This is a genomic window from Kitasatospora sp. NPDC091276 (assembly GCF_040684355.1).
GTDB lineage: Bacteria > Actinomycetota > Actinomycetes > Streptomycetales > Streptomycetaceae > Kitasatospora.
Map to the genome: position 1 here is coordinate 194,207 of NZ_JBFBFU010000002.1, position 22,647 is coordinate 216,853.

General features: G+C 74.8%; 24 protein-coding genes. 11 read left to right on the forward strand and 13 right to left on the reverse strand.

What is annotated here, in order from left to right:
- Positions 1 to 70 precede the first annotated feature (70 nt).
- The 3 genes from AB0O19_RS03020 to AB0O19_RS03030 all read right to left on the reverse strand — a co-directional run bounded on the left by AB0O19_RS03020 (position 71) and on the right by AB0O19_RS03030 (position 3,752).
- Positions 71 to 1,201 carry an aminotransferase class I/II-fold pyridoxal phosphate-dependent enzyme gene (locus tag AB0O19_RS03020; RefSeq protein WP_363617322.1) on the reverse strand — a complete coding sequence of 377 codons (1,131 nt, stop codon included), beginning with the start codon at positions 1,199 to 1,201 and terminating at the stop codon, positions 71 to 73.
- A 7-nt stretch (positions 1,202 to 1,208) separates the two neighbouring features.
- Positions 1,209 to 1,943 (reverse strand): PAS domain-containing protein, encoded by a 735-nt coding sequence (locus AB0O19_RS03025; RefSeq protein ID WP_363617324.1) that lies wholly within the window; start codon positions 1,941 to 1,943, stop codon positions 1,209 to 1,211.
- Positions 1,944 to 2,102: 159 nt separating this feature from the next.
- Positions 2,103 to 3,752 carry a YncE family protein gene (locus AB0O19_RS03030; RefSeq protein ID WP_363617326.1) on the reverse strand — a complete coding sequence of 550 codons (1,650 nt, stop codon included), beginning with the start codon at positions 3,750 to 3,752 and terminating at the stop codon, positions 2,103 to 2,105.
- Positions 3,753 to 4,077: 325 nt separating this feature from the next.
- Between AB0O19_RS03030 and AB0O19_RS03035 the strand changes: the two genes are divergently transcribed.
- The 5 genes from AB0O19_RS03035 (at position 4,078) to AB0O19_RS03055 (ending at position 8,739) form a co-directional block, all read left to right on the forward strand.
- On the forward strand, positions 4,078 to 4,521 hold the full coding sequence (locus tag AB0O19_RS03035) for an Rrf2 family transcriptional regulator (RefSeq protein ID WP_363617328.1): 444 nt from the start codon (positions 4,078 to 4,080) through the stop codon (positions 4,519 to 4,521).
- Positions 4,522 to 4,595: 74 nt separating this feature from the next.
- Positions 4,596 to 5,774: a globin domain-containing protein gene (locus AB0O19_RS03040; RefSeq protein WP_363617330.1), complete on the forward strand. Its 1,179-nt coding sequence runs from the start codon at positions 4,596 to 4,598 to the stop codon at positions 5,772 to 5,774.
- A 105-nt stretch (positions 5,775 to 5,879) separates the two neighbouring features.
- A complete protein-coding gene (locus tag AB0O19_RS03045) occupies positions 5,880 to 6,641 on the forward strand; it encodes a (Fe-S)-binding protein (protein ID WP_363617332.1) in 762 nt (253 codons plus the stop codon).
- On the forward strand, positions 6,638 to 8,083 hold the full coding sequence (locus AB0O19_RS03050; RefSeq protein ID WP_363617334.1) for a lactate utilization protein B: 1,446 nt from the start codon (positions 6,638 to 6,640) through the stop codon (positions 8,081 to 8,083). Before AB0O19_RS03045 ends, AB0O19_RS03050 begins: the two co-directional genes overlap by 4 nt.
- The gene (locus AB0O19_RS03055; RefSeq protein ID WP_363617336.1) at positions 8,080 to 8,739 is read left to right on the forward strand and encodes an LUD domain-containing protein; all 660 of its coding nucleotides are present in this window, start codon (positions 8,080 to 8,082) and stop codon (positions 8,737 to 8,739) included. The genes AB0O19_RS03050 and AB0O19_RS03055 overlap by 4 nt, the downstream gene beginning before the upstream one ends.
- 25 nt (positions 8,740 to 8,764) lie before the next feature.
- Here the strand turns inward: AB0O19_RS03055 and AB0O19_RS03060 are convergent, their stop codons facing one another.
- From AB0O19_RS03060 to AB0O19_RS03070, 3 genes are all read right to left on the reverse strand, one after another.
- Positions 8,765 to 9,622 (reverse strand): hypothetical protein, encoded by an 858-nt coding sequence (locus AB0O19_RS03060; protein ID WP_363617338.1) that lies wholly within the window; start codon positions 9,620 to 9,622, stop codon positions 8,765 to 8,767.
- Between the two features lie 134 nt (positions 9,623 to 9,756).
- On the reverse strand, positions 9,757 to 10,584 hold the full coding sequence (gene ddaH, locus AB0O19_RS03065; protein ID WP_363617340.1) for a dimethylargininase: 828 nt from the start codon (positions 10,582 to 10,584) through the stop codon (positions 9,757 to 9,759).
- Positions 10,585 to 10,811: 227 nt separating this feature from the next.
- A complete protein-coding gene (locus AB0O19_RS03070; RefSeq protein WP_363617342.1) occupies positions 10,812 to 11,705 on the reverse strand; it encodes an MBL fold metallo-hydrolase in 894 nt (297 codons plus the stop codon).
- 220 nt (positions 11,706 to 11,925) lie between these two features.
- Between AB0O19_RS03070 and AB0O19_RS03075 the strand changes: the two genes are divergently transcribed.
- Entirely contained in the window at positions 11,926 to 12,708 is a 783-nt protein-coding gene (locus tag AB0O19_RS03075) for an SGNH/GDSL hydrolase family protein (RefSeq protein ID WP_363586458.1), read from the forward strand.
- A 7-nt stretch (positions 12,709 to 12,715) separates the two neighbouring features.
- Here AB0O19_RS03075 and AB0O19_RS03080 read toward each other — a convergent pair whose 3' ends face one another.
- Entirely contained in the window at positions 12,716 to 13,165 is a 450-nt protein-coding gene (locus tag AB0O19_RS03080) for a DUF2809 domain-containing protein (RefSeq protein ID WP_363617344.1), read from the reverse strand.
- 133 nt (positions 13,166 to 13,298) lie between these two features.
- Here AB0O19_RS03080 and AB0O19_RS03085 point away from each other — a divergent pair, with 133 nt between their 5' ends.
- Positions 13,299 to 13,733: a ribonuclease domain-containing protein gene (locus AB0O19_RS03085; protein WP_363617346.1), complete on the forward strand. Its 435-nt coding sequence runs from the start codon at positions 13,299 to 13,301 to the stop codon at positions 13,731 to 13,733.
- A 42-nt stretch (positions 13,734 to 13,775) separates the two neighbouring features.
- On the opposite strand, the gene AB0O19_RS03090 is transcribed toward AB0O19_RS03085, so the two are convergent.
- Positions 13,776 to 14,027, reverse strand: coding sequence for a hypothetical protein (locus tag AB0O19_RS03090; protein WP_363617348.1), 252 nt, complete (start codon positions 14,025 to 14,027; stop codon positions 13,776 to 13,778).
- Positions 14,028 to 14,098: 71 nt separating this feature from the next.
- A complete protein-coding gene (locus AB0O19_RS03095) occupies positions 14,099 to 14,590 on the reverse strand; it encodes a DUF5994 family protein (protein WP_363617350.1) in 492 nt (163 codons plus the stop codon).
- Positions 14,591 to 15,199: 609 nt separating this feature from the next.
- Here AB0O19_RS03095 and AB0O19_RS03100 point away from each other — a divergent pair.
- Positions 15,200 to 17,047 (forward strand): APC family permease, encoded by a 1,848-nt coding sequence (locus tag AB0O19_RS03100; protein WP_363617611.1) that lies wholly within the window; start codon positions 15,200 to 15,202, stop codon positions 17,045 to 17,047.
- 29 nt (positions 17,048 to 17,076) lie between these two features.
- Here the strand turns inward: AB0O19_RS03100 and AB0O19_RS03105 are convergent, their stop codons facing one another.
- Positions 17,077 to 17,655 (reverse strand): DUF5994 family protein, encoded by a 579-nt coding sequence (locus tag AB0O19_RS03105; protein WP_363617352.1) that lies wholly within the window; start codon positions 17,653 to 17,655, stop codon positions 17,077 to 17,079.
- 471 nt (positions 17,656 to 18,126) lie between these two features.
- On the opposite strand from AB0O19_RS03105, the gene AB0O19_RS03110 reads away from it, so the two are divergent.
- Both AB0O19_RS03110 and AB0O19_RS03115 read left to right on the forward strand, forming a co-directional pair.
- The gene (locus AB0O19_RS03110) at positions 18,127 to 19,134 is read left to right on the forward strand and encodes a LysR family transcriptional regulator (RefSeq protein WP_363617354.1); all 1,008 of its coding nucleotides are present in this window, start codon (positions 18,127 to 18,129) and stop codon (positions 19,132 to 19,134) included.
- 69 nt (positions 19,135 to 19,203) lie between these two features.
- Positions 19,204 to 19,875 (forward strand): DUF3592 domain-containing protein, encoded by a 672-nt coding sequence (locus AB0O19_RS03115; protein WP_363617356.1) that lies wholly within the window; start codon positions 19,204 to 19,206, stop codon positions 19,873 to 19,875.
- Here AB0O19_RS03115 and AB0O19_RS03120 read toward each other — a convergent pair.
- Both AB0O19_RS03120 and AB0O19_RS03125 read right to left on the reverse strand, forming a co-directional pair.
- Positions 19,869 to 20,081 (reverse strand): hypothetical protein, encoded by a 213-nt coding sequence (locus AB0O19_RS03120; protein ID WP_363617358.1) that lies wholly within the window; start codon positions 20,079 to 20,081, stop codon positions 19,869 to 19,871. The genes AB0O19_RS03115 and AB0O19_RS03120 overlap by 7 nt on opposite strands.
- Positions 20,021 to 20,527 (reverse strand): hypothetical protein, encoded by a 507-nt coding sequence (locus tag AB0O19_RS03125; RefSeq protein ID WP_363617360.1) that lies wholly within the window; start codon positions 20,525 to 20,527, stop codon positions 20,021 to 20,023. Before AB0O19_RS03125 ends, AB0O19_RS03120 begins: the two co-directional genes overlap by 61 nt.
- A 180-nt stretch (positions 20,528 to 20,707) precedes the next feature.
- Here AB0O19_RS03125 and AB0O19_RS03130 point away from each other — a divergent pair, with 180 nt between their 5' ends.
- Positions 20,708 to 21,772, forward strand: coding sequence for a substrate-binding domain-containing protein (locus AB0O19_RS03130; RefSeq protein WP_363617362.1), 1,065 nt, complete (start codon positions 20,708 to 20,710; stop codon positions 21,770 to 21,772).
- A 77-nt stretch (positions 21,773 to 21,849) separates the two neighbouring features.
- Here AB0O19_RS03130 and AB0O19_RS03135 read toward each other — a convergent pair whose 3' ends face one another.
- Positions 21,850 to 22,644, reverse strand: coding sequence for a TIM barrel protein (locus AB0O19_RS03135; RefSeq protein WP_363617364.1), 795 nt, complete (start codon positions 22,642 to 22,644; stop codon positions 21,850 to 21,852).
- Between the last annotated feature and the right edge of the window lie 3 nt (positions 22,645 to 22,647).

Here is a 22,647-nt window from a genome sequence, read left to right on the forward strand (position 1 = left end):
GGGCCCGTGCGGGAGGCAGTCGCCTCCCGCACGGGCCCGACCCACGTTCCTTCCCGGCAGCGCCCGGCGGTCAGCGCGTGCGGAGCCAGTCGCCGAAGGCCGCCAGGGCAGGGCCCGGATCGCGGCGCCCCAGGCCGATCCGGAAGCGGTCGGCGGGAGCGGGCGTCAGGTCGGAGTGGAACATGCTCGCGGGCAGCAGCAGGACGCCCGCCTGCTCGACCAGCGCGGTGCAGAAGTCCTCGACCCCGTCCGCCCCGAGGTAGCGCGGGTAGGCGACGCAGCCGCCGTCCGGGGCGCGCCACTCGAAGAGGTCGCCGAACTCGGCGAAGAACGCGTCGAACCGCGGCAGGTTCTCCGCGATGATCGCGCGGTTGCGCGCCAGGATCTGCTCGCGGGCGTTGATCGCGATGCGGGCCAGCACCTCGCTCGGCGCCGAGTTGCAGATCGTGGTGTAGTGCTTGGCCCGCTCCAGCCGGGAGCGCAACTCCTGGTCGCGGCAGGCGATCCAGCCGATCCGCAGGCCGGGCAGGCCGAGCGACTTCGAGGTGACGTTGAGCGAGAGGGCGCGCGCGGAGAGGTCGGCGGCCTGCGGCAGCGCCCGGGCCGGGTCGCGCTCCAGACCGCGGTAGACCTCGTCGGAGAAGAGCCGGATGCCGCGCTCGTCGCACAGTTCCACCAGACGCGTGAAGTCGGCCGCGTCGATGACCTTGCCGGTCGGGTTGTGCGGGAAGTTCACCGACAGCACCCGGGTGTTCGGGCGCAGTGCGGCCGTGACCGCGTCGAGGTCGAGCGCCCAGTCGTCCTTCTCGTCCAGGGCGACGCCGGTGACCTCGCAGAGGGAGAGCGGGATGGTCTCGGCGGACTGGTAGTTGGGGGTCACCACCACGGCGTGGTCGCCCCGGTCGAGGAGCACCTGCATGGCGAGGTTGAGCCCCTCCTGCGCGCCGCCGAAGCAGAGCACGTCGTCGGCGTCGACCTCCTGGTACATCCCGGCGATGGCGCGGCGCAGCTCCGGATCGCCGTAGGTCTCGGTGTAGCCGAGGGCGAGGCCGTCCCAGGCCCGGCGGTCCTCGGGGCCGGCCAGGGCGAGGAGTTCGGCCATCGTCATGGTCTGGGCGTCGGAGGCGGCGAGGTGGTGGCGGGCGCTGAACTCCCAGCGCGAGAAGTAGGTTTCGAGTCGGAAGTCGGGGAGCCTGGTCATCTCTCTGTCACTCGCTCTCGTCGGCGCCGGCGCCGGCGCCGGGGTGCCGGTGCCGGGACTCGGGGGCCTGCTGGTTCTCAGGGGCCTGCCAGGGCTCAGGGGCCTGCCGGGGCTCGGGGGCCTGCTTGAGCTCGGCGAGCAGGGTGTAGGCGGTCGAACGGGAGACCCGCAGTGCGGTGGCGACGGCCGGGACCGCGCGGCGGACCGCGAACACCCCGGCCTGGTCGAGCTCGCGCAGGACGGCGAGCCGGTCCTCGCGGCCGAAGCGTTCGAGCGGGCGGCCGTGCGCGCGGACGTAGCCGCCGATCACGTCGTTCATCCGCTCCGTCCAGTCGCGCTCGAAGAGCGGTTCGGGGCGGGGCGCGGTGGGCGCGGCGAAACCCGCCAGCAGGGCGGCGGCGTGCTCCAGCGGGCCCCGGTCGAGGTTGACGCAGAGCACCGCCGAGGGCCGTCCGGCGTCGTCGCGCAGCACCGCGCTGACGGAGGAGAGCCGGCGCCCGTCGGGCAGCAGCTTCTCGTAGGGCCCGTAGACGTCCGGGGCGGACGGGTCGAGGGTGTCCAGTTCGCCGAGCAGCGACGGGTCGCCGGGGGTGCGGGGGGTCATCGGGTTCCAGATGGCCAGCACCCGGTCGGCGGTGGCGTCGTGCAGCACCACCTCGGCGTACGGCCCGAGCAGCAGGGCCACGGCGCGGCAGACCGGTGTCCAGGTCCGGACGCGCGGGTCGGGGGTTTCGGTGGTCATGTTCGGACTGTACGTCCAGGCCAGACGTTTAGTCCAGACGATTCACCCGCGACGTTTCGTTCAGGCGTTTCGTTCAGCCGTTTCGTCCGGACATCCGGCACCTGCGGCGACGACGAAGGCCCCGCCGACGCAGGCGGGGCCTTCGGTGCTCGGGGAGGGTCAGTGGCAGGTGATCAGCAGTCCGAGGACGGCGGTGCAGCTGCGGGTGTCCCGGCTGGTGGCCGGGGTCGGGTCGGCGGGCACGCCGGCGGTGCGGGCCACCGTGACGTCGAAGCTGCGGATCAGGCTGAGCAGGCCGACCGAGATCGAGAAGTGCCGGGTGGTGCTCGCCCCCTTGGCGAGCGGCCCGGTGAGCTTGCAGGTGAGCTTGGTGCCCGCGATGGTGCAGTCGCCGGAGGTCGCCGCGAGGCCGGCCGGGAGGTCGGCGGAGACGGTGCCCGAGGTCAGCGTGTCGGGGCCCTGGCCGGTCAGCGTGACGGTGTAGTCGACCCGGCCGCTCAGCAGGTTGGACACCGGCGTGGCGGTCAGGGCGACCCCGAGGTGGGCACTGGGCGCCGTGTAGCTGAAGCGGTCGGCGGCGACGGCGGCGCTGGTGCCGCCGGGCGTGGTGACCCGGACGTCCACCGGCCCGGTCACCGCGGTGGCGGGGGCGGTGGCGGTGCAGCTGGTCCTGGTGCAGTTGAAGGCGGTGGCGGCGCCCGCCGCGCCGAAGGTCACGGCGGTGGCGCCGTTCAGGTCGGTGCCGGTGACGGTCACCGTCGTGCCGCCGACCCCCGAGCCGCCGGACGGGCTGATCCCGGTGACGGCCGGGACGGGCAGCGGGAAGTCGAGCACGTCGACGGCGCCGCCGGTGAAGTCGGTGAGGTAGCCGCGCCGGCCGTCGCCGGTGATCGCCAGGCTGTACGGGCTCGCGCCGACCGGGACGGTCGCGGTGACCGTCCGGCTGGTGGTGTCCACGACGCTGACCGTGTTGTCGGCGTAGTTGGAGACGTACGCGGCGCTGCCGTCCGGGGCGAGCGAGACGGCGTACGGGCCGGCGCCGACGGCGACGGTGCCGACGAGCGTGTTGCCGGTGGTGTCGAGGACGCTGGCGGTGGCGTCGTCGGCGTCGGCGGCCCACAGCCGGGTGCCGTCCGGGCTGAGCGCGAGGCCGAAGACGCTGTGGCCGACGGGAACGGTGGCGCTCACCGTGCTGCTCGCGGTGTCGATCACGTTCACCGCCTTCGCGCCGGAGGCGGCGACGTAGAGCCGCTTGCCGTCCGCCGAGACGGCCAGCCCGTGCGGCTCGGCGCCGACCGGGACGGTGGCGGTGACCGCGTTGGTGGTGGTGTCCAGCACGCTCACGGTGTCGGCCCCGGCGTTGCCGACGTAGGCGCGCGAGCCGTCCGCGGAGAGCGCGAGGCCCCACGGCTGGGCGCCGACCGGGACGGTGGCCGTCACGGTGTTGCTCGTGGTGTCCACGACGCTGACGGTGCCGTCGAGGTGGTGGGTCAGGTACGCCCGGTGCCCGTCGGGGGACAGGGCGACCGCGTAGGAGCCGGTGCCGGCGGTGAAGGTGGCGGCCACCGTGTTGCTCGCGGTGTCCAGCACGCTCACGGCGCCGCTGCTCTGGCTCGTCACGTAGGCGTGGCCGCCGTCCGGCGTGAGCGCCACGCCCGCCGGGTAGGGCGCCACCGGCACGTGCGCCTTGACGGTCGGCGGCGGTGTGGCGGCCTCGGCGGTGGCGGGCTGCGACAGCAGTGCGGCCGTGGCCGCGGCTATCGCGGTCACGGCCGTCCAGGTGCGCCCGGGTGCGCGACGTGTTCTCACGAGTCTCTCCAGCATGGTCGGTCAAGGGATGCAACGCCGGTCGCTCCAGCCCCCTGCGGATCCGGAGCCGCACGAAGCGTAGAAGCCGGTATGACCATCCGTCAGGGGCTGATCGGTAATGTCGCCAACTGTTCAGATTCGACCGAGATTCGGACAGCAGCCACCCCGCCGGCCGCGCCCCGCCGCAACCAGGGACCGGCCGGGAGCGGGGCGCGGGCCGGTCGTGGACGGGTCATGGGTCGGTCGGGGGCCGGTCGGGAGCCGGTCGGGACGGGGGCGTGCAGGAAATTGGAGTTGTGGAGTCGCATTCGATAGCGTTTCGAACGTGAGGCTGACCAAGAGCACCGACATCGCCCTGCGGATCGCCATGCGGCTGGCCGTCCTGAGCGAGGACGCCAACCCGACCACCCGCGAGGTGGCCGAGGCGGTCGGCGTGCCGTACACCCACGCGGCGAAGGTGGTCAGCCGCCTGCAGCACCTCGGCGTGGTGGAGGCCCGGCGCGGGCGCGGCGGCGGACTGCTGCTCACCTTCGCCGGGCGGACCGGCTCACTCGGGCTGCTCCTGCGCGAGCTGGAGGGGGTCGGCGACGTGGTCGGCTGCGAGGACGACCCGCCGTGCCCGCTGCGGGCCGCGTGCCGTCTGCGCGGTGCGCTGCGGACCGCCCAGGAGGCGTTCTTCGCCGCACTCGACCCGCTCAGCATCGACGACCTGGTGGCCGCGCCCACCGGCCCGGTGCTGCTCGGCCTCACCGCCAGACCCACCGGCTGATCCCCCACCCCCCGGGGCCGGGCTCACGCACGGCCTTTAATGCGAATCTCATATACAAGTTAGGAGCCGGACTGATGCTGTCCGCCAAGTCCGCCGAGGTCATCGAGGCCACCCTGCCCGTCGTGGGCGGCGCCATCGGGGACATCACCCCGCTCTTCTACGACCGCATGTTCGCCGCCCACCCGGAGCTGCTGCGCGACCTGTTCAACCGCGGCAACCAGGCCAACGGCACCCAGCGCCAGGCGCTCGCCGGGTCGATAGCCGCCTTCGCCGGCGCGCTGGTCGCCCACCCCGACCAGCGGCCGGACGCGATGCTCGCCCGGATCGCCCACAAGCACGTCTCCGTCGGAATCGACAGCAGCCAGTACCGGATCGTCCACGAGCACCTCTTCGCCGCCATCGTCGAGGTGCTCGGCGAAGCCGTCACGCCCGAGGTCGCCGCCGCCTGGGACGAGGTGTACTGGCTGATGGCCAACGCCCTCGTCGCCGTCGAGGACCGGCTGCGCGCCGAGGTCGCCGCCGGCGGCGACCAGGCCGACCTCTGGCGCCCCTACACCGTCGTCGCCCGCCACCAGGAGACCGACACCGTCACCACCTTCCTGGTGCGCCCCGCCGACGGCCGCCCCGTCCCCGCCGCCCGGCCCGGCCAGTACGTCTCGGTGCGCACCGAACTGCCCGACGGCGCCAGGCAGATCCGCCAGTACAGCCTCTCCGGCACCGCCGACGGCGCGCTGCGCTTCACCGTCAAGCGCGAGCCCGGCGGCGAGGTCTCCGCCCACCTGCACGACCACCTGCGCACCGGCGGCCTCGTCCACCTCGCGCCCCCGCTCGGCGACATCTCCCTCGCCGACGGCGACGGGCCGGTGCTGCTCGCCTCCGCCGGCATCGGCAACACCCCGATGACCGCCATGCTCGACCACCTCGCCGCCACCGGCTCCACCCGGCAGGTCGTCTCGGTGCACGGCGACCGCGACCAGCTCACCCACGCCTTCCGCGCCGACCTCGCCCAGCTCACCGCCAAGCTGCCGAACGCCACCGCCCACGTCTTCTACGAACGGCCGCTCGGCGACTGGCCCGCCGAGCGCACCGGCCTGGTCGACCTCTCCACCGTCGACGTCCCGGCCGGCACCACCGCCTACCTGTGCGGCCCGCTGCCCTTCCTGCGCGCCGTCCGCGAGCAGCTCCTCGCGGCGGGCGTCCCGGCCGCGGACATCCACTACGAGGTGTTCGGCCCCGACCTCTGGCTCGCCTGAGATCCCCTGGGACCCCACGAGGTCCCCGAGGTCCCCCGCCCCGGCCGGCCCGCTCGGTACGATCGCGAGCGGGCCGGCCGGTGTCGCCGGACGAAGGGAGGGCCGATGCGGGTCGCACTGTTCGCCACCTGCGTCAACGACGCGCTGTTCCCCGCCACGGCGGTCGCCACCGTCCGGCTGCTCGAACGCCTCGGCGTGACCGTGGACTTCCCCGCCGGGCAGACCTGCTGCGGGCAGCCGCAGTACAACACCGGCTACCGGCGGGCGTGCGAGCCGCTGCTGCGGCGCACCGCACGGGCCTTCGCCGGGTACGAGCACGTGGTGACGCCCTCCGGATCGTGCGTGGCCATGGTCCGGGACAACTATCCGCGGATCGGATCCCGGGCCGCCGCCGACGGCCGAAGCGGCGAACTCGACTCCATGGCCGCCGCGTTGACGCCCCGGGTGTACGAGCTGACCGAGTTCCTCACCGATGTGCTCGGCGTCGAGGACGTCGGCGCGCACTTCCCGCACACCGTCACCTACCACCCCTCCTGCCACGGCCTGCGGGTGCTCGGTCTCGGCGAACGGCCGCTGCGGCTGCTGCGCGCCGTCCGGGGACTGGAACTGGTCGAACTGCCCGGCGCCGAGGAGTGCTGCGGCTTCGGCGGCACCTTCGCGGTCAAGAACGCGGCCGTCTCGGCGGCCATGGCCGAGGACAAGATCGCCCACGCGCTCGGCACCGGCGCCCAAGTCCTGTGCGGCGCCGACAACTCCTGTCTGCTGCACCTCGGCGGCACGCTGCGCCGCCGGGGCGCGGCCCTGCGCCCGCTGCACCTGGCGGAGATCCTCGCCAGCACCGAGGAACACCCGTGGAGGCCCGCATGACCGGCACCTTCCTCGGCATGCCCGCCTTCCGGCAGGCGGCCTCCCCGCAGGCGACCTTCCCGCAGGCCGCAGCGGCGGCCGTCCGGGACGAGCGGCTGCGCGCCAACCTGCGGCACGCCACCCACACCATCCGGGACAAACGGGCCCGCGCCGTCGCCGAACTCGACGACTGGGCCGAACTGCGCGCGGCCGGCAAGGCGATCAAGGACCACACGCTGCGCCATCTCGACCGCTACCTCGTCCAGTTGGAGGAGGCCGTCACCACGGCCGGCGGCATCGTGCACTGGGCGGCCGACGCCGAGGAGGCCAACCGGATCGTCGCCGACCTGGTCCGCGCCACGGGAGAGACCGAGGTCGTCAAGGTCAAGTCGATGGCCACCCAGGAGATCGGGCTCAACGAGGCGCTCGCCGCCGAGGGGATCACCGCGTACGAGACCGATCTCGCCGAGCTCATCGTGCAGTTGGGCGAGGACCGGCCCTCGCACATCCTGGTGCCCGCGATCCACCGCAACCGCGCCGAGATCCGGGAGATCTTCGCCGAACGGATGGCCGCCTGGGGCCGCCCCGCACCCGAGGGACTGACCGACTCCCCCGCCGAACTCGCCGAAGCGGCCCGGCTGCACCTGCGGGAGAAGTTCCTGCGCGCCCGGGTCGCCGTCTCCGGCGCCAACTTCATGGTCGCCGAGACCGGCACCCTGGTGGTCGTCGAGTCCGAGGGCAACGGCCGGATGTGCCTCACCCTGCCGCGCACGCTGATCTCCGTGGTCGGGATCGAGAAGGTCGTGCCGACCTGGCAGGACCTGGAGGTCTTCCTGCAACTGCTCCCCCGCTCCTCCACCGCCGAGCGGATGAACCCGTACACCTCGCTCTGGACCGGCACCACGGAAGGCGACGGCCCGTCCGCCTTCCACCTCGTGCTGCTCGACAACGGGCGCACCGCCGCGCTCGCCGACCAGGTCGGCCGCCAGGCGCTGCGCTGCATCCGCTGCTCGGCCTGCCTCAACGTCTGCCCGGTGTACGAGCGGGCCGGCGGCCACGCCTACGGCTCGGTCTACCCCGGCCCGATCGGCGCCATCCTGACACCCCAACTACGCGGCACCACCAGCCCCTTGGACGCCTCACTGCCGTACGCCTCCTCACTCTGCGGGGCCTGCTACCAGGTCTGCCCGGTGGCGATCGACATCCCCGAGGTGCTGGTGCACCTGCGCGAGCGGGTCGCCGAGCAGGGCGGGCACCCGCTGGAGCGGGCCGCGATCGCGGCCGCCGGGTACGTGCTCGACCACCCGGCGGCGCTCGCGGCCGCCGAGCGACTCGCCGGGCGCACCCGCGCGCTGCACCCCCGCCGACTGCCCGGCCCGGGCCGGGCCTGGACCGACACCCGGGACCTCCCGGAGCTGCCCGCCGAACCGTTCCGCGACTGGTGGCGGAGGAACCGCTCATGACCTCACGGGAGTTGATCCTCGCCCGGATCCGCGCCGCGCTCGCCGACCCCGCCCCAGACCGGGACCCCGACCGGGACCGGGCAGCGGAGGAGCCGGTCGCCCGGGACTACCTGCGCACGCACGGTCCGGACGATCCGGCGGCCCTGCTCGACCTGCTGCACCACAACCTGGCCGACTACCGCGCCCGGGTGCACAGCTGCACCGAGTCCGAACTGCCCGCCGTGCTGGCCCGGTTGCTGGCCGAACGGGGCAGCCGCACGGTCGCCGTGCCGCCCGGCCTGCCGCCCGCCTGGCTCAGCGCCACCGCCGTCACGGCCGTCCCCGACGACGGCACGCTCACCGCCGCCCGGCTCGACGCCGTGGACAGCGTCGTCACCGGCTGCGCGCTCGCGATCGCCGAGACCGGGACGATCGTGCTGGACGCCGGGCCGGGCCAGGGGCGGCGGCTGCTCACCCTCGTCCCGGACCACCACCTGTGCGTCGTCCGGGCACCCGGGCAGGTCGTCGCCTCCGTGCCGCTCGCACTGCCCCGGCTCGACCCGGCCCGCCCGCAGACCTGGATCTCCGGGCCGTCCGCGACCAGCGACATCGAGCTCGACCGGGTCGAGGGCGTGCACGGCCCGCGCACCCTGGAGGTGCTGCTGGTCGAGAGCTGACCGCGCCGACCGGGGCCGCGGCGACTCAGCTCATCGTCACCTCGCTGTACCGGTCGCCCTGGGAGCTGTCCCAGGCCACCTGCACCCGGCAGTCGACCGGCCGCCCGGAAGCGGCCAGTCCCTGCCCCGCGATGGCCGCCGACGGGTCGGCCAGCGTGCTGAACAGGCCGCCCGCCGGCGGGGCGCCGCCAGGTGTGAAGCCAAGGTCCGCGGGCGCGACGGCCGTGGGGTAGAACACCGCCCGGCCCGTGATCGTGTACGTCCCCCGCGTGGTGTCCTTGCGCTTGCGGCCGGGGATGACCGAGCACAGCGAGAAGGTGTCCTCGGCGCCGTCCGAGACGTTGCCCGCCGCGTCGACCGTCCACAGCTCCCAGTAGCGGGCGACCGTGGCGTGGGCGCTCGACCCCTTCGCGGTGATGTACGAGTCGATCCGGCTGCCCGACATCGCGTTCCAGTCCGTGCCGTCCCATTCCTCCACGGCGAAGACGCGGTTGATCTCCTGGATGATGACGCCCTGCTGGGGCGCGGCGACGCTCAACTGCCGCCTGCGCTCGAAGTAGCCGCACTCGCCTTCCAGGTCGTCGGCCGTCAGATGGGTGAGCGCGATCTGCGTAGCCGGCCCGGCTCCGGGCGTGGGGGCCCGCTGGACCGACACCCCCGCGCCGCCGGAGGCGTCGTGGCCGTGTCGCTGCTGCTCGACCAGCCGGGCCACCGCGGCGTTGCCGAGGGTGCGTTGCAGGGGCAGCGCCGTCGAAGGGGACAGCGGGCCGACGGCCGCGGCCTCCCGGGCGCCCTCGGCCGGGAGGTCCGTGCTCCGGCGCCCGGGCGCGGCCCTGCGCCGCCGCGCCGCCTCGTCCTCGGATGCGGAAGCCTGATCGCGCATGTGGCCCTCCTGTCGGCACGGCACCGCCCCGGATGCCCTGGCCAACCTCTACCGGACGGCGGGGCGGCCGGGAAGGTCCGCGAGGGCAGCGCGAAGGGCAGTGCGGACGGCAGTGCGGACGGCAGGTTCCGGATTCAGGCGGGCCGCAGCTCCAGCGTGCAGCACTTGGCTCCCCCGCCGCCCTTCAGCAGCTCCGAGACGTCCACCGGGACCGGCTGGTAGCCGTGCTCCACGAGCCGCCCGGCCAGGTGTTTCGCCGCCTCGGGCAGCAGCACCCGGCGCCCGTCCGAGACCGCGTTGAGGCCGAACACCTCGGCGTCGGCCCGGTCGGCGAGGATCGCGTCCGGGTACAGGGTGCGCAGCACGGCCCGGCTGTCGGCGTCGAAGGCCTCCGGGTAGTACATGACGTGGTCGTCGGCGAGCACGGCGAGCGCCGTGTCCAGGTGGTAGAAGCGCGGGTCGACCAGGGTCAGGCCGACCACCGGGACGCCGAAGAACCCGCCCGCCTCGGCGTGCGCGGCCCGGGAGGTGCGAAAGCCCGTCCCGGCGAGCACCCGGTCGCCGGCCACCAGGTGGTCGCCCTCGCCCTCGTTGACGTGTCCGGCGCGGTGCACCTCGCGGTAGCCGTGCGAGCGGAACCAGGCCTGGTAGGCCTCGGACTCGGCGGCCCGCTCCGGGTAGCGGAAGGTCGCGACCAGCGCCCGGCCGTCCAGCACGGTCGCGCCGTTGGCGGCGTAGACCATGTCGGGCAGGCCGGGCACCGGGTCGATCAGCTCGACGGTGTGGCCGAGGCGGCGGTACAGCCAGTACAGCCGCTCCCACTGGCGGACGGCGAGCGCGGTGTCGGTGGGCTGCGCCGGGTCCATCCAGGGGTTGATCGCGTAGTCGACGGTGAAGTACGTCGGCCGGCACATCAGGTAGCGCCGCGGCCTGGCAGTGCGCTCCGGGGTCTGCGTGGGCATTCCTCAACCGTCCTCGGGTGCAGGGGAGTTCGGGGATTCCGTTCCCCAGGCCGCTGCCCCGGCGGGGCTGTTCGCACACCCGCGCGGGCGCCCCCGGCGGGCGCAGGCCCCCGCGCACCCGGCGCGGGCTCCGGCGCACGCGCGGCCGATCGCCACGGGACGGACCGCACCGAGCGTCACGGGGACGCGCCGCGCCGAACGTCACGAGGACGGGCCCCGCCGAGGTGTCACCAGCGGACCGCGCCGAAGTCCACCGGTGCGGGCCGCAGGCCCCGGCAGCGGCCGGCGAGCGCCCGCAGCCGGGCCGCCGCCTCCTCGGCGGGCATCCGGTGCCGCTGGCCGTGGCCGGGCAGCAGCCACTCGAAGCGCAGCGCGTCCAGGCTGCGGTCCAGCGAGGCGGAGAGCTCCTCGATCGAGTACCAGGTCACGGTGTCGTACACCTCCAGGTCACCGGTGGTGCGGGACCAGTACAGGGTGTCGCCGGTGAAGCAGTACCGCTCGTCGACCAGGTACAGCACGCTGCCGCGGGTGTGGCCCGGGAAGGGGTGGGCGGTGACGCCGGGGGCGACCTCCACCGGTTCGACGCCGCGCAGCACCCGGTCGGCGTCGGGCGCGGCGTCCAGGTCGCCCTCGTGGATCCAGAGCCGGGCGCCGAGCCGGTCGGCGTACGCCCGGCCGTGCGCCGCGTGGTCGCGGTGCGTCAACAGGATGTCGGTGACCGGGCCGAGGGCCTCGTACCGGGCCGCGAGCGGCTCGGCGTAGCGGGGCGTGTCGACCATCAGCCAGCCCGCGGGGCGGCGGCAGAGGTAGGAGTTGGCCCCGGCGTTGCGGCGGGAGTTGTGGCCGAGCAGCAGCAGGCCGTCGTCGAGGGCCAGCGGGAAGGGGTCGGTGGCCGGGTCGAGCGGGCCGGTGCCCGGCCGGATGGAGCGGGTCGGGCAGGCGTGGGCGGCGGCGAGCAGCTGGCGGTGCTCGGCCTCGTCGTGCGGCTGGCGGACCAGCTCGGAGCGGCCGGCGCGCTCACGGATCAGTCCTGGCGCGAGCTGCCGGGCCACGTCGCAGTTGGTGCAGCGGTCGTCGACGGACCACTGCCCGGACAGACCGGAGGTCGGATTCAGAGCCATGGATGTTTTCCCCCTGGAAGGACGGCGGCCGGGCCGGCCGCGCTCTTCGAGCATCGTCCGGGCGGGCCCAAAAGCGGAAGGGGGGCGGGATCTTGCGGTTTCCGGGGGCCGCCGCTCTGCACTCCGGTTGTATTCCGGGTGGGGCACGTGGCCCATCTCACGTGCCGGCGGGGTCACCTACGGTGGCGTAGGTCACTTGAATGGGTGAACTATCTCCTTCATGCCGAACCTCCAGGAGACCCTTGACCTCAGTTCGTATGCCGCCCTCGGCGACAGCTTCACCGAGGGCCTGAACGACCCCGGTGCCGACGGCGCCTTCGCCGGCTGGGCCGACCGCCTGGCCGGGTTGCTCGCCGACGGACGGCCGCCGGGCGGGTTCCGCTACGCCAACCTGGCGGTGCGCGGCCGGCTGCTGGACCAGATCACGGCCGAGCAGGTGCCGCAGGTCCGCCGGCTCCAGCCCGACCTGGCCACCTTCTGCGCCGGCGGCAACGACATCCTGCGGCCCGGCAGCGACCCGGACGAGGTCGCCGAGCGCTTCGAGGCGGCCATCGTCCAACTCACCGCCTCCGCCGGGACGGTGCTGATCTGCACCGGCTTCGACACCCGGGACGTACCGCTGTTCAAGCACCTGCGCGGCAAGATCGCCACGTACAACGGGCACATGCGGGCGGTCGCCGACCGCAACGGCTGCAAGGTGGCCGACCTGTGGTCGCTGCGCGCCGTCCAGGACCGCCGGGCCTGGAGCGAGGACCGGCTGCACCTCTCCCCCGAAGGCCACCAGCGGGTCGCCCTGCTGGCCGCCCGCTCCCTGGGGCTGCGCACCGAGCAGGACCCGGAGGCGCCCTGGCCGGCCACCCCGGAGCCGTCCGCCGCCGACCAGCGGCGCGAGAACCTCCAGTGGGCCCGCGAGTACCTGCTGCCCTGGGTCGGTCGACGGCTGCGCGGGGAGTCCTCGGGGGACCACGTCGAGGCCAAGCGGCCCGACCTGCTTCCGCTCTGACGCAACGTCAGGCGGCACCGGGTGCTGCGGTCGTCCTCGCAGCCCTTGCGGTCCTCGCGGTCCGTGCGGCCTTCGCGGTCCGCAGCACCCGGTGCGCCAGCGCGGCGAACGCGGCACCGACCAGGTACCAGAACAGGTCCGGCAGATTGAACGTCGACCCCAGCACCAGCCGGGCCAGCCCGCTGCGCCGCCCCAACTCGTCGGGCACCCCGGTGATCTGGAACAGCTCCACCGCCCAGCTCAGCCCCGCCGCCACCACCGCCGCCCGCCCCGGCCGAACACGGGGCGCGACCAGCACCACCAGCGCGTACACCAGCACCGTGTAGAGCGCGTCCCCGGCGCACTTCGCGACGTCCCCGCCGAGCACGGCCCGCACGCCCAGCCCAGCCGCCACCGTCGCCCCGGCCGCCAGCAGCGGCACCACCCGCACCCGCAGGCGCCCCCAGAGATCATCCACCCGCCCACCCTACGGCCCGGCCGGCGGCCACCGGCGTCCGGTGCCGGGGCTGGTCCGGACGGGTGACCTCCCGCATCCGTGACGCCCGGGCGTCGTTGGCCGCTGCGTGACCGCACACCGAAGCCTGCTCCGGGTGGCCGCCGCCGCACTGTTCCTGACGGCCGTCACCGTTCCCTCCGCCGCCCCGGCCGGCGCCGCCGCCGCGGCCCACCCCGCGCCGCGGATCGTCCGCGGCATCCTCGAACCCCCGCTGCCCGTCGACCAGTTCCCGCCCCAGGTCGAGGAGGCGTGCCACATCTGGCACGACCTGCAGTGGCCGACCGCGAACGCCCCCCGGGACTACCCCGTGGCCGGCTCCCCCTTCGTGATCCGCGGCAGCAACGTCTACGGAAACCGCAGCGGCGACCTCCCCCAGGACGGCCACTACCGCGAGTACGACGTCAACCCGCGCCAGCCCGGCCAGCACCGCGACGCCGAACGCCTGGTCCGCGACCCCGCCACCGACCACGTCTGGTACAGCGACGACCACTACGCCAACTTCCGCGAGATCAGCTCGGGATGCTCCTGATCCGACCCCACGGACACCGCCCGCAGGCCGGGACCGGGCACGTCACTCGCGTGACCACTCGGTCTCGGCCTCGGGCTCGCCGACGGCGTCGGACCCGCCCCAGACCCGGACCCTGACCGCCCGGGGCCCCGGGGCCGGTCGGGAGAGCGTGCGCACGAACACCTCCCGGACGTGGTTGGCGGCCTGCTGGGGCGGCCCGTCGTACTCCAGGGGGTTCGGCATGGGCACGCCGCCCTGCCGGGCCCAGTGGCCGTCGTCGTCCTGGGTCTCCAGGACCCATCGGTAGTGCCGCATCCTGACCTCCTCCGGCCCGGGGCCGCTCCTCGGTGCTGTCCGGTCTGTGCTGTCAGGTCTGTGCTGTCCGGTCAGTGCGGTTCGGTCGTGGGCTCGGAGCCGATGCCGGTGGCCAGGAGGATCTGCCGCGCCGAGTCGGTGCCGCCGGCCCGGACCGCGCGGGCCATCGAGGCCAGGGCCGCTTCCCGGCCCGCCCGCGGCGGAACCACGAGCAGACTGAAGTGATCGCGGTCGCCCCGCGTGACGATCACCGTGTCGTCGCCGACCGGATACCGGTCGATGCGCACCGACCGGCCGTCGACGACAATCCGGGCCGGCACCTCGTCCCAGGCGTCCGCGTCCAGGCCCACGCTCACCACGGGGCCGAGGTGCTCGGTCAACGCGCCGACCAGGCCGGGCAGTTCGGCGCCAATGTTCCGTGACCGCGGCCACCAGGCGCCATCGAGTGCGCCCTCGCGGGACCGCGTGGTCTCCAGGCGCAGCAGGACCGTCCCCGGTTTCACCGCCTGCCGGAAGCGATCCGGCAGAAGCCCGGGGTGCGGGGCACCGGCATCGTCCGACATGGCTCGCCACCTCTCCGCGGGCGCGGATCGGGCCCGCCGAACGGGGCCGGCCCCTCGGTTCCAGCAACTGGGCCGCCCCGCCCTCCCACGGTACTCCGACCGCACCGGGGCCGAACGGGCGCGAACGGGCGCCGGCGGACGCCTGCGCGGCAAGGGGCGGCCCCGCTCGACGACCCGGGGTCGGCCCCGCGTCACCGGGAGCCACGATGCGTAACACTGTGTGCTGTGTCGAATGCGAAGAATGACGGCGGTGGCGCGGGGGCGGGCGGTGCGCCCAGTCCCGACGCCCCGCTGCCGGCCCTCGACCGGGAACAGGTCGGGGTACTGCGCCGGGTGGGCCGGGAATGGGGCCGGGCGGCCGGGGATCCGCAGGCGTGGCGCCGGGCACTGCCGGTGGACCCGGAGCTCGGCCGCTTTCCGGCCTCCTCCGAGATCCGGCCGGTGCGCTTCGGCCGCTTCGTGCGGGTGGCCACGGTCGGCGGGCAGCCGCCGCCCGTCGAGGCGGGCGGCGAGGACACCCGGACCTCCCGACTCGGCCGGGCGAGCGCCGGGGTCAGGCACGTGCTGCTCGGGGCCCCGCTGCGCAGTACCGCGATCGCGCACGAGCGGATGCGCAAGCTGGTGGCGCTGCCGGTGCTCTCCGCCGACGCGCTCTCGTCCGTCGCCTACGGGCCCGAGGCGATGCTGGCCGTCCTGGTCCTGGCCGGCACCGCCGGTCTGCGCTACTCGGTGCCCATCGCCGCGACGATCGCGTTCCTGATGCTGGCGGTCGGGGTGTCCTACCGTCAGACGATCCGCGCCTACCCGCACGGCGGCGGCTCGTACATCGTCGCCACCGCGAACCTCGGCCGCCTCCCCGGGCTGGCGGCGGCCGCCGGTCTGATGACCGACTACATCCTCACGGTCGCGGTCTCGATCGCCTCCGGCATGGAGGCCGTCACCTCGGCGGTCCCCTCACTGCGGGGCGACGCCGTGCCGATCGGCCTCGCCGTGATCGGCGTGCTGCTCGCCGGGAACCTGCGCGGCGTACGGCAGGCGGGCGTCCTGTTCGCCGCACCGACCTACGCCTTCGTCCTCGCCGTCCTCGCCCTCATCGCCTTCGGCCTGTACGACGCGGCCGGCCACGGCTTCCAGCCCACCGCGGCTCCGCAGTCGACCGCGACCGAGGGGGTCGGCGTGCTCCTGGTCCTGCGCGCCTTCGCCTCCGGTTCGACGGCGATGACCGGCATCGAGGCGATCTCCAACGCCGTCCCGGCCTTCCAGCCCACCGAGTGGCGCAACGCCCGTACCACCCTGACCTGGATGGTCGGCCTGCTGATCGTGCTCTTCGCCGGCACGGTCGCGCTGGTCCACCTCGACGGCGTCGTCCCCGACGCCCAGGAGACGGTACTGTCGCAGCTCGCCCACCGCGCCTTCGGCCCGGGCTTCGGCTACGTCTTCACCCAGGCCGCCACGGCCGCGATCCTGCTCCTGGCGGCCAACACCGCCTACAACGACTTCCCCCGCGTCCTCTACCTCCTGGCACGCGACAACCAGGCGCCGCGGATCTTCCTACGGCTGGGCGACCGGCTGGCCTTCAGCAACGGCATCGTCGTGCTCTCGGTCGCCGCGGCCGCGATCTACGCGGCGTTCGACGGCATGACGGCGCCGCTGATCCCGCTGTACGCGGTCGGCGTCTTCCTCGCCTTCACGCTGTCGCAGACCGGCATGGTCGTGCACTGGTGGCGCCTGCGCGACCGCCACTGGCGCAAGAGCCTGATCTTCAACGCCGTCGGCGCGCTGCTCTCGGCGATCGTGCTCGTCACCGCCGCGATCACCAAGTTCACCTCGGGAGCCTGGTTCGCCGCGCTCGTGGTGGGCCTGTTCATCCTGGTGGCCACCAGGATCCGGCACCACTACGAGCAGGTCGCCGCGGCGCTCGCCCTGCACCCGCACGCCGTCGAGGTCCCCGGCCGCGCCCTCACCCGGCCGCGCCCACGGGACGGCGCACCCGCGCCCTCCGCAGAGGCGGAAGCGGAGTGTGAGCGCGAGGCTGAGAGCGAGGAGACTCCCGAGGAGATCCACCCCCTGCTGATCGTGCCGATCGCCGCACTGGACCTGGCCGGCATGCGCGCCCTCGCCTACGCCGCCTCGCTCCGCCAGCCCGTCCTCGCCCTGCACATCAGCGCCAGCGAGGAGGAGGCCCGGCGCTTCCGCGCGTACTGGAACCTGTGGGGCGACCACGTGCCCCTGAAGATCCTCCTCTCCCCCTACCGCACGATCGTCGCGCCCCTGGTCAACTACATCGAGGCCCTGCACGACCAGCGCCCGGACCTCACCCTGACCGTCGTCCTCCCGGAGATCGTCGTACGGCACCGGCGCCACCGCCTCCTGCACAACCGACTCGCCCCCCGCCTGCGCAGGGCGCTCCGCCCACTGCCGAAGATCGTCGTCACCACCGTCCCGTTCCACGTCTGAGGACTGTCCAGGTGTCCGCACCCGGACCGCTACGCGCCAGCGGGCCAGGAGGCGGCGCGGCTTCGGGCGACGTCCGCCCGCCGGCCGGCCTCGCCCGCGCCGGTGGCGGGCACGAGTGCCGAGGGCAGGACGTCGGTACCGGGTTCCGGCCCGTCCGCGCCGCGGCCCGGCTCCGAGGCGAGCAGTTCGCTCGCGGTCCGGCTGTCGGCGGGGTCGGCCGCCCGGGCCATCAGCCGCTCGGCGGTGACGGCGTCCGTCTCCGGCGGCACGACCAGCAGGTTCAGCCGCAGCGGGGCGTACGAGCAGACCACGATCAGGTGCTCGTCCTGCTCGACGGTGAACCAGCCCACGTGGACGGTGTGCCCGGCGACCGGGGCCCGGTGCGGGACGGTCGGCCACTGCGCGGGGTTCACGGTGGCCCGGGTGACCCGCCCCCACGGACCGTCCAACGCGGCGGCGAGGGAGGGGAGTTCGAGGAGAAGGTCACGCGAGCGGGGCCACCAGGCGCCGTCCAACCGACCGGGCCGGGTGCCCTCGGGCACCCGGGAGAGTCGTGCCGCGGGTTCCGGGGCGGTGGGCGTCATCGCGCGGTCGAGGGTCGTGGTCATGGTCGAAGACCTGTCCCCGGACCCGGCCTCGGGCCGGATCCGGCATCGCCGTTCACCGGAGACGACGCCAGTTGTCTTGCCCGGCATGCGAGGTGCCTTCGGTGATGTCCAGGCTACTCTCCGCCAGGCGCGGACCTCGCATGGCGGCCGCAGCAGCGCTTTCCCGACGATTCGTCGGCCGCGAGCCGGCACCCGGCTTCGATCGGATGGTTCCGGTGGTACGCCGGTGACCGTCTGCGCACGCGGCGCGTGGGAGGACCCGCTGGAGTTCCGCCCCTCGCGCCGGAAGCGGCCGACCGACGGGCAGCGGCGCGCCCGCCTGCCCCTCGGGAAGGACGAGGAGATGTGCCCGGCGAACGGCTTCGCCCTCGAACCGACCGGCAGGCCCGCCGCCCGGCCCGGGCCGCCGCGTCCGGCCTCTGCCAGGATGGGCGTCCTCGACCCCGGGCGCGGCGAAAGGGCGGCACAGTGGTGGAACTCGACCCGAAGAGGCTGCTGATCCTGCGCCAGATCGCCGACGCCGGCAGCGTGGCGGGTGCCTCGCGCGCGCTGGGCCACACCCCCTCCGCGGTGTCCCAGCAACTGGGCCGGCTGGAACGCGAGGTCGGCGTCCCCCTGGTGGACCGCACCGGTGGACGGGCCGAACTGACCGCCGCCGGCCGCCTGTTGGCGGGCTACGGCGACCGGATCGGCCAGGCCCTCCAGGACGCAGCCCGCGACCTGCGCGCACTCGGCGCCGCCGCCGCCGGCCCGGTCGCCATCGGCGTGCCGCCACCCGCCATCACGTTCTTCGCCACCACCGCCGTCCACCTGCTCGCCCGCACCCACCCCGACCTGGCCCCCCGCCTGGTGGAGACCGGACGGCAGGAGGGCCTGCGCGCGCTGCGCCTGGGCGAACTGGACGTCCTGGTCATCGAGGACGACCGGCAGGAACCCACCCCGCTGCCGCCCGGCGTCGAGGCGAGCGTCATGTTCGAGGACGCCTACCGCCTGGTCGTCCCCTCCGACTGGCCCCCGCTCACCGACCCCGCCCAGCTGACCGGCCGCCCCTGGATCGCCGCCCCGACCGGCTCACCCCGGCAGCTGGCCTTCCGACGCCTGGCAGCCCGGCACGACATCGTGCCCCTGGTCGAGCACACCGCCCACTACCGCTTCGCCGTCTACACCATGCTCGCCGCCCGTCTGGGCGCGGCGATCCTGCCCGCGAACGCCGCCGCCCTGATCGGACCGGGCGCCGGCACCGTCACCGCGCTGCCGGTGCCGGGCGCCTACCTGGTGCGCCTGCTGCGCCGCACCGGACCGTGGGGGGCGCCGCCGGCGGTGCGGGCGGCGGCCGAGGCGCTGCAGAGCGCGCTGCTGGCGGCGAGCGAGCGGCTGGCGGCCCAGGGCCTGACCGAGAGTGAGCCGCGCGTGAACGGCCACCTGGTCGACCCCAGCGAGCCGAACACACCCGCCGGCCCGCCCGTCGCGACACCGTAAGCGCTGCTGAACGCCGGGGGTGAGCGCCGCTTGCTGGTGCCCGGCCCGGCCCTCTGCCAGCGTGGCCGGGTGACCACCATCGCGGACGAGCGACCCCCCGCCCCTCCTCCTGCCCCCTCCGGCGGGCTGCGCCGCCGGGCGCGCGCCGCCACGCGTCTGATCCAACAGGCGGCCTGGGCCACCACGCTGGCCGGCGCGGTGACGACGGCCTGCACGCCGTGGGGATCCACGCCCTGGTACGCCGGCTGGATCGGCGCGGCCGGTGCGGCGGCACTCGCGGCGCTGGCCTCACCGGTGCGGCCGGCCCTGGGCGAGAGCCCGCGCACCGGCTCCGTCGCCGCCCTGTTCCACAGCGCCATGCTCGCCCTGATGCTCTGCACCTTCGCCGGCTGCTTCGCCTTCTCCCTCAGCGGCTGGTTCCACGAGCACGACCGCGACCTGCACGCCACGCTGCGGGTGTCCGCCACCGTCACCGGCTGCCACAACAGCGGTGACACCAGTACCGAGTGCACCTTCCTCTGGACGGCGGACGGGCACGAGTACCGCGCCGCCGAGGGCACGGACGTGCAGTGGCCCGACGGGCACCGGGTCGACGTGCGGATCGATCCCGTCCACCCGCAGCGGGATCCCGTCACCGACGGCGGCTACTGGCCGCTGTGGATCGCGGTCGTCGTGGGCGGGCTCGGCACCCCGTTCAGCCTGTGGGTCTGGTGGGTCCTGGAGGAGTCCGCGAACTACTGACGCCGCGCCGGGCCCCTGCGGGTGCGGGTGCCAACCAATGGTCTCCGGATCAACACCGAACTCGGCGTGACCAGCAGGCTCCAGGCCGCCCTGCTGCTCCAGCGGGTGGCCTCGGCGAGTTCGGGCAGGCCGGTGGCGGCGCCCTTCACGTACGGGTCGAGGCGGCGGATGAGCTCGTAGTTGCTCTCCACGTCGAGCTGGCGCATGGCCTTCTCCAGCGGCGGCACCCCGGCCGGCGGGACTGCGGGCAGCACCCGGCTGACGAAGGTGACCCGGTGCAGCACCCGCCAGCGAAGACGTCGGCGGTCTGGGACTGCACGACGGCGAAGCCGGTGTTGGCCGGGACGTAGCGGCGGCCGGTGGCGGGGTTGAGCAGGCGGCCCGGGTCCTCCCAGTGGCCGGTGAGGGAGACCTTGGTGGTGCGGGCGGTGTTCTCGCCCTGGGAGACGGAGGTCTCCTCCGCCCAGCTGTTGGAGAACTCCAGGTTGCCGCGCACGCCAGCGGAGACGCCGCCCTTGGCGATGGCCTTGGCGATGCCGGAGCCGAGCGGGGCGGTGATCATCCAGACGTCGACGTCCACCTCGTTGGACAGGGCGAACCCGAAGGCGGCGTCGACGCTGCGCTCCTTGGCGGAGGACAGCGAGCGCACCACCTGCTCGGCCTCGGCGAGTTGGACGGAGGAGGCGCCCTCGAAGGTGTCGCTGCCGGGGTCGGTGAGCCCGGCGGTGAGGTTCTCCGAGGTGCGGCATCACGGTCATACTTGATCGGAAGTCGATCGAAAGATATGGTCCGATCAACCAGCGGCGGTTCGGAGCAGTACGGGGGACAGGCGATGACCATCTCGGCCGAGGAACGTCGGGACCTGATCCTCAAGGCCGTCGGCGAGGCGAGCGGGCCCCTGCGGCTCGCCGACCTGGCGGCGCGGCTCGCCATTCCGGCGGTGACCGTGCGGCGGGACGTCGCCGCGCTGGCCGAGGCCGGCCGGGTGGGGCGCTCACACGGATTCGTCGTACGGCGCACACCGGAGAAGCCGACGGACGGCGAGGGCGGGACCCGCACCCTCGGGCTGCTCGTGCCCTCCGTCGGGTCGTACTTCGACGAGCTGATCAACGGAGCCCGGGCCGCCGCGACGGCGGCGGGCGCCCGGCTGGTCCTCGGCATCGCCCCGTACGAGGCCCGCGACGACCGCACGCAGGCCGAACGGCTGCTGGAGTCCGGCCTGGACGGGCTGCTGCTCGCGCCCAACCTCCTGCCGGGCCGGCCCGCGCAGGCCCACGACTGGCTGGACGACCTGCCGGTGCCCGCCGTCCTGGTCGAACGCGGCGCCCCCGAGTACGGGGGCCCCGGCGCCGGCCTGGACTCCGTCGGCTCGGACCACCGGCAGGGCGTCCTCCTCGCGCTGCGCCACTTCGCCGACCTCGGCCACGACCGGGTCCTGCTCGCGGCCCGCGGCGACTCCTGGACGGCCCGGGAGGTCCGGGCCGGCTACCAGCACGGCACCCGGCTGCTCGGACTGGCCGCCCTGCCCGTCCTGGACACCCTCGGTGACGACGGCCGCCCCGCCGACTCCGACCGGCTCGCCGGGCTGATCGCCGACGCCGTGTCCGACGGCGTCCGCGCCGCCCTCATCCACAACGACCAGGACGCGATCCAGCTGCTCCCGCTGCTCCGCGCCCGCGGCCTCGCGGTGCCCGACGACCTCGCGCTGATCGCCTACGACGACGTGTTCGCCGCCCTGGCGGCCCCGCCGCTGACCGCCGTCGCCCCGCCGACCCGCGCGGTCGGCGAGACCGCCGTCGGCCTCCTGCTGCGCCGCCTCACCGCCGGGCCCGACCTGCCGGTGCACCGGATCTCCCTGCTCCCGGCCCTGCGCATCCGCACCTCCTGCGGCGGCTGAACCCCCAGCCCCCGGCCGGGGGCCGTCCAGCTGCCACCTTCGCAGGGCGGTCCGCCCATGGGCCGGGCCGGGGAGCGCTACCGCCGCAGTCCCGCCAGCCAGGCGGCGGCCGCGCCGAGCAGCGGAGCCAGCGGGGCGGCCTCGGGGTACCACGGCGCCTCGTACTCCCAGCAGACCCAGGCGTCGGCCGGCAGCAGGGCGAGGCAGGCGGCGATCGGCAGGGTGCCGGCGCCGAGCGGCAGCGGCGTGCGGTCGGCGGCCGAGGCGACGTCCTTGACCTGGACGTGGCCCAGCCGGCCGGCCAGCGCCCGGTGGGTGGCCTGCGGCGGCTCCCCGCCGAGGACGGTGTGCTGGAGGTCCCACAGGGCGCCGACGGCCGGGTGGTCGACGGGGGCGAGCAGCCGGGCGAGGTCGCGGCCGGTCGGGTGCGAGTCGTGCGTCTCGACCAGGACCCGGACGCCGAGCGCGGCCGCGCGGCCGGCGACGGCGGCCAGCCGCCGGGCGGCGCGCTCATCAGCCCGTTCGTCGGCCGCCGCCGGTCCGGGCGCGGCGCCGCCGCGCGGGAAGACCCGGACGGCCGGGCAGCCCAGGTCTGCGGCGAGTTCCAGGTGTCCGCCGAGGTCGGCGAGCAGCGGGGCGTCCGCGCCCGGGGCGGCGATGCCGAGGTAGGAGGCCAGCGCGAGCGGAACCGTCCCGGTGGACGCCAGTGCGCGCACCGCGGCGCGCCGCTCGTCGGCGGTCAGGCCGGGGTGGACCGGCTGGCCCGGGGCGCAGCGCAGTTCCAGCCCGTGCCAGCCGTGGTCGGCGGCGAGGCGCGCGGCGGCGGCGAGCGGCAGATCGGGCAGGCCGAGGGTGGACAGGGCGAGCGGCACGGG